The 5,519-nt window shown below is 51.1% G+C and carries 5 protein-coding genes and 3 pseudogenes; 4 read left to right on the forward strand and 4 right to left on the reverse strand.

The features are described from left to right. Together ACTBDZ_RS14600 and ACTBDZ_RS14605 are read left to right on the forward strand one after the other, a co-directional pair. A pseudogene (locus ACTBDZ_RS14600) lies at positions 1–69 on the forward strand (surface-adhesin E family protein); the annotation flags it as partial. Between the two features lie 55 nt (positions 70–124). After that, positions 125–292: pseudogene (locus tag ACTBDZ_RS14605) on the forward strand (PhoPQ-regulated protein); the annotation flags it as partial. A 44-nt stretch (positions 293–336) separates the two neighbouring features. On the opposite strand, the gene ghrB reads toward ACTBDZ_RS14605, so the two are convergent. Beyond that, on the reverse strand, positions 337–1,299 hold the full coding sequence (gene ghrB, locus ACTBDZ_RS14610; protein WP_438815862.1) for a glyoxylate/hydroxypyruvate reductase GhrB: 963 nt from the start codon (positions 1,297–1,299) through the stop codon (positions 337–339). Positions 1,300–1,466: 167 nt separating this feature from the next. On the opposite strand from ghrB, the gene ACTBDZ_RS14615 reads away from it, so the two are divergent. After that, entirely contained in the window at positions 1,467–2,210 is a 744-nt protein-coding gene (locus tag ACTBDZ_RS14615; protein WP_438815858.1) for a GntR family transcriptional regulator, read from the forward strand. Between the two features lie 45 nt (positions 2,211–2,255). Here the strand turns inward: ACTBDZ_RS14615 and ACTBDZ_RS14620 are convergent, their stop codons facing one another. Beyond that, the gene (locus ACTBDZ_RS14620) at positions 2,256–3,284 is read right to left on the reverse strand and encodes an ADP-ribosylglycohydrolase family protein (protein ID WP_438815859.1); all 1,029 of its coding nucleotides are present in this window, start codon (positions 3,282–3,284) and stop codon (positions 2,256–2,258) included. Between the two features lie 279 nt (positions 3,285–3,563). Here ACTBDZ_RS14620 and ACTBDZ_RS14625 point away from each other — a divergent pair, with 279 nt between their 5' ends. Then, entirely contained in the window at positions 3,564–4,319 is a 756-nt protein-coding gene (locus ACTBDZ_RS14625; RefSeq protein WP_438815860.1) for an IclR family transcriptional regulator, read from the forward strand. Positions 4,320–4,372: 53 nt separating this feature from the next. On the opposite strand, the pseudogene ACTBDZ_RS14630 reads toward ACTBDZ_RS14625, so the two are convergent. Continuing rightward, positions 4,373–5,278 (reverse strand): annotated as a pseudogene (locus ACTBDZ_RS14630) (MFS transporter); the annotation flags it as partial. Between the two features lie 12 nt (positions 5,279–5,290). Next, on the reverse strand, positions 5,291–5,519 hold a 229-nt coding region (locus tag ACTBDZ_RS14635; protein WP_438815861.1), incomplete at its 5' end, for a hypothetical protein.

Genomic DNA, 5,519 nt, shown 5'->3' on the forward strand with positions numbered 1-5,519 from the left:
ATGGCGATGGTCAAAGCGCTTAACCGGATCACGCTATTAGGAATGCCGAACAGTATTCGCATCACGTAACAATCGACCCGATGGGGCACAGTCGTTACAAGTTCTGATTTATTCAACAAAGCCTACTGGCTGGCAAGCGACCTTTGTGGAAGCTACGTTCAAGGACGGCTTTGTCGCGACCAGCCGGGTATACGTGACGCTTGATGATGTTTTCCCGACGGCGGCACCGCCAGTCAACGGTAACTTTTGCAAGACACTGCCGGGCCGTGGGCTCGGTGAAACAACACCTTAAAGGGTAATAAGCGCGCCAACAGAACCGGGTTGGCGCACAACAGGCTATTTAATTACCTGCGGGTTGACGCAGTTTTCTTTAACGTCGCCAGTGAGCGCTGCGATCAGATTATCAACCGCGCAGGCGGCCATGCCGTAACGCGTTTCGTGAGTGGCAGAACCGATATGCGGCAACGCAACGACATTGGGTAGCTTCAGCAGCGGGGAGTCAACCTGCAACGGTTCCTGAACGAACACATCCAGGCCAGCAGCATGGATAGTTCCGTTGCTAAGGGCCTCGACTAATGCGGCTTCATCCACCACCGCACCGCGACCAATGTTGATCAGAATGGCGCTGGATTTCATTTTCGCAAGTTGTTCATAGCTGATCAAATGACGTGTTTCTTCGGTCAACGGCAGGGTAATGCAGAGAAAATCGGACTCTGCCAGTAAGGTATCCAAATCGCAGTAGCGTGCGTTAAAGCGCGTTTCGGCTTCGGCATGATGGCGTCGCGCGTTGTACAACACTTCCATGCTGAAACCGAAATGGGCACGTTGCGCCACGGCCAGACCAATACGGCCCATACCAAGGATCCCGATTTTTTTATGGTGTACGTCAGTACCGAACCAGTCGCTGCCGATACCGCTTTTCCACTCGCCGGCTTTGACGCGTTCAGCCACTTCGATCACACGGCGGGCGCTTGACAGAATCAATGCGAAAACGGTGTCCGCCACGGTTTCGGTCAATACCGTTGGCGTGTGCATGAGCGGAATGGCCTTTTCGGTTAATGCTTCAACGTCAAAGGTGTCGTATCCGACGGAAATGGTCGATACCGCGCGCAGACGCGGGGTCTGCGCCAGAAAGGCGCGATCGACTTTACCGCCGGAACCGATGATACCTTCAGCCTGCGCCAGTGCCGGGTGTCCCGCTGGGGGCAGCCCATCAAATTCGGTGACGGTAAAATGTTGTTCCAGGCGTTTGCACAAATCGGCGGGGATACTTTTGTACAAAATCACACTCGGTTTCATCACAACCTTATGAAGTTAAAGGTAAAAAAGGCCTCACCGCATCATCGCGTAGGCGGCTGGAGACTGCAAGTGCTCATCGAAAGTTAAATGAAATTGAGAAAAAAAAGATGCCTGAGCTGAAAAAAGTTATGATTTACGCTCCCTCGGTACGACATGGACGGAGCGTAATGGGCGTAAATACCTGGCTGTTCGAGCGGTTGCGTACTCGCATGGCGGAGCCGGATAAACTCCCGCTGTACGTAAAGTTCGCTGATGTGGTGCAACTGGCGGTGCAGAACGGGGAGATTCAGCGCGGAGATTTTCTTCCCAGCGAGCGTGATTTTGTTCTGGCGCTGGGGATTTCCCGCATTACGGTGCTCAAGGCGCTGGAACTGCTGGCCGAGCAGGAGATCGTAGTGCGCGGTCGTGGTTACGGCACCTACGTTAATCACCAACTTGAGTATCGCCTCAAACCGGCAATGGGTTTCTCCCAGCAGGTGGTGGCAACAGGAAAAACGCCGGGCACGCTGTGGATCAGTAAAACACGGGTTCCTTGTCGGGCGGAAATTGCGGAGCATTTGCAGCTCTCTGCGGGCTGCGGCGTCTACCTTCTCAAACGCTTGCGTGACATTGACGGTCAGCCCGTCTCCGTTGAAGAGAACTATGTGCCCCTGCACATGATTGCCGACGTCGAACAGATCGATATTTCACTCTATGCGTATTTCCGTAGCCAGGGCATTGCGCCTGTCAGAACCCGCAACTGGGTATCGGCGCAGTCGCCGTCGCAGGAGTTTATCCAGTGTGTGAACACGCCAGCAACGCTACCGGTTTTGGTGGTGAAATCGCTGGCGTTTGATACCAATCAGCGTCCGCTTGATTACAGCATCAACTACTGCCGTGCCGATATGTATGTCTTCTATTCAGAGGATTAATACCTGCCCCAATCGGATGGATGTCATTATCATACGCGCTGCTGTTTAAACCGCCATGCGACGCTGACGCAGCCGAGCTAACGCGGAACTGTAGGTGTCGATGTCCAGCGCGTTGACCTCATCCAACTGCCGTTTGAAATCCGGATCAATGCTTTCGACACCGTGGAGTGCACCACAGATCGCCGTTGCCATGGCACCGATGGTATCAGTATCTCCACCCAGATTGGCGCACAGAATGGCACAGCGGTTCGGCTCGGTGTGCGCCAGTTCCACCATCGCAATGGCGGCGGGCACGGACTGGATGATCTCCGTTCCGGTGCCAATCAGTTGATAAATTTGTTCTAACGCGGTGTCGTCGTCGGGTGCATTTTGCACGGTTTCCAATGCCAGTTGCAGACGCGCAGACAAGGCTGGGCTGTAGGTGGTTACGCGTAAGGTGGTTACGCGTTTTTCCTGCGCTGCTTGTGCCACTGCGGGTAATGTCGCCCGAATATCCGACCAGCTTTTTTCCGCAATACCCTGAGATATCGCCCAGGCAATAACGGTAGCGCCAGCCACCGCAATATCTGATTTGTGAGTAGGGCTAGACGCGAGCGCCACGGCATCAATGAAATCGGATAATGGCATGGGCGGCAGCAGACAGCCTAGTGGAGAAACGCGCATCGCCGCACCATTGGTGATGCCGTTATTTTCCAGCGTGCTGATATCGGCACCCTGTTTTAGGGCAAAAAGCGCCGCTTTAGAACTGGGGCCGAGAATATTTTTTTCAAAGGCACCAAACTGTAGCGCCCAAGTGAGGATGTGGTTACCAATGACTTCAGGCACAACGTCACCCCCACATTCAATCAGCGCATCGGCAAGTGCCAGTGCCATGGAAGTGTCATCGGTGTATTGAGCTGCCGTGAAATAGCAGGCGGCGATATTATCCGCAGGACCCGGCAGAAAGCGATCTATCCACCCAAAATGCGCTTTGATGCGTGCTCGCGGCCACAGCTCCGATGGCATTCCCATCGCATCCCCTAGCATTTGCCCATATAACGCCCCGGCGATATGACTCTCTAATTTTGATGGCATAAGCTGTACTCTGATTGTTGTTATAAGTAACGCGGGTGGTGCATTGGTGGCACTAATCTAATACCAATGTAATACCATTGGCTGTGTCTTTGAACAAAAATCCTACGCAACAGGATACCATTCGTGTGTTCGAGTCGTGTGGTGTTGTTAACGCAATACGCTAGGATAGGTGCAGAATTGTTGCAGCATGAAATCTGACGAACAGACAATGTAATATTAAATATCAATCAGTTATAATGTTGATGTCGGGGTTAAACAGGGTGTAAACCAGGAGCAAACATGAATAATGCAAAAACAAAAGTACCGGTTATCGATAAAATGATTTTGCTGCTTGATTATCTTTCAACACGGAATGTGGCAACCTTTACCGAAATACACAATGCATTATCCTTGCCGAAAAGCAGCCTCTCCCTGATGTTGTCATCGCTGGTTACGCACCGTCTGGTAAAATTCGAAAAAAACAAATATTACCTGGGTTTGAAAATGTATGAATATGGCAGTGCGGCCATTCAGAATTTTAATGTTAAATCTGTAGCTCACACCCTGCTGTCCGACCTGGTGAACCAACTTAATTTGACATGTCATTTGGGCGTACTCGATGGCGATAGTCCGATCTACCTGGATAAAATAGAAAGTAATCAACTGATTAGCATAAAAAGCGTGGTGGGGAAAAAGTTGTCGCTACACAGTTCCGGGTTGGGTAAGGCGCTGATTTCTCAGTTAAGTGATGAAGAGTTGGATCGCTTGTTGCCGGAAGAGAATCTGGAAATTTTCACCCCGATGACCATTCCAACAAAAACCGCCCTGAAAAAAGAGCTGCAAGAGATCAGAAAAACAGGCTATGCCTTCGATCGTGAAGAAGGTGATCTGGGCATATTTTGTATTGCTATGCCCATATTCGACGGTCATCACGATATTATTGCTGGTGTGAGCGTCACGGGCGTCACTTTTCAAATGCCCGAAACACGGCATGAGGAAATCATTCATCAATTACGTGAAGCCTGCCAAAAAATCAGCCGCAAGCTCTATGAGTAAAAAATAAAAAAAGAGCGATGCCAGCAACGCTCTTTTTTTTCTATCCAGACTAATTATTTATTGGCTGTCACTTTTGGCAGCGATAATGTCAGCAGTGCGGCAATAATCAGCGAAACGACCAGCGTTAATACGCCCATTTTGCTGCCCAAATACAGCGAAATCAGGCCTACCAGATAGGGACCACAGAATCCACCCAGACTCCCGATGGCGTTGATGGTGCCGCGGGCGCCACCTAACGCTTCCGTTGGGAACAGCAGGGTAGGCATTGACCAGTACGGACCCACCCACGCGTTCAGGAAGAAGCCGCCGCACACCAGCATGCCGTAGGAAAGCCAGACGTTTTCTTTCAACACCACAGAAAGGGCCAGTGAGATCGCAATGCCAAAGAATGACAGTGTGGTAAAGAGCCGACGGTTCATGGTGGCGTCGCACAGCTTGGCGAAAATATACTGGCCGATGATGGTAAAGATAAAGGGCACGGCGGTCAGTAAACCGACGACCGTCATGGTGGATTTGGTGAGCTCGCTGATAAGCGTGGGCATCCACAGTGAGAAACCGTAAAAGCCAGCTGACATAAAGAAGTAAATTGCCACCATGCGCCACAGGTTCAGGCTACGGTAAAGGTCTTTATAGCCACCTTTAGACAGCGCGCCTTGATTGCGTTTATTTTCTTCCGCATCGTTGCGCAGTTCGGTTTCAATCCACTCCCGTTCTTGCGCAGAAAGCCATTTGGCATCTTTCGGGTGATCGGCGACCAGCGGCAGCCAGATAAACAGCAGTGCCAGGGAGACCAGACCTTCAACGATAAATATCACGCGCCAGTCATAGTTCTGAATAAGCCAGCCGGAAATCGGGCTGGTGATGATCACGGCAATCGCCATGTTCATCTGGAAAAATGCAATGGTGCGCGCTCGCTCTTTATTAGGGAACCAGTGGCCGATCAACGCAAGAATGGCAGGATAAACCCCGCCTTACGCTACGCCGAGGAAGAAGCGTACCGTCATCAGTTGCCAGGTATTTTGTACAAAACCCGATACCATGGCCAGTCCACCCCAAAACACGATGGTCCAGGCGATAAATCCGTCATTCCGCACCTGATTTTTCTTTTTTCGGGACTTGACGGTATTCTGAAGTTCTGAATTTATTACTGCTTTTTGCAGACCAATCAGCATGAGTACTCCCCACGTTACCATCCGTAAC

This window comes from Symbiopectobacterium sp. (assembly GCF_051710365.1).
GTDB lineage: Bacteria > Pseudomonadota > Gammaproteobacteria > Enterobacterales > Enterobacteriaceae > Symbiopectobacterium.

Excerpts from the sequence above, each read along its gene's own strand:
- ACTBDZ_RS14615 (WP_438815858.1), top strand. The coding sequence starts at position 1,467 with ATGGGCGTAAATACCTGGCTGTTCGAGCGGTTGCGTACTCGCATGGCG.
- ACTBDZ_RS14625 (WP_438815860.1), top strand. The coding sequence starts at position 3,564 with ATGAATAATGCAAAAACAAAAGTACCGGTTATCGATAAAATGATTTTG.
- ACTBDZ_RS14620 (WP_438815859.1), bottom strand. The coding sequence starts at position 3,284 with ATGCCATCAAAATTAGAGAGTCATATCGCCGGGGCGTTATATGGGCAA.
- ghrB (WP_438815862.1), bottom strand. The coding sequence starts at position 1,299 with ATGAAACCGAGTGTGATTTTGTACAAAAGTATCCCCGCCGATTTGTGC.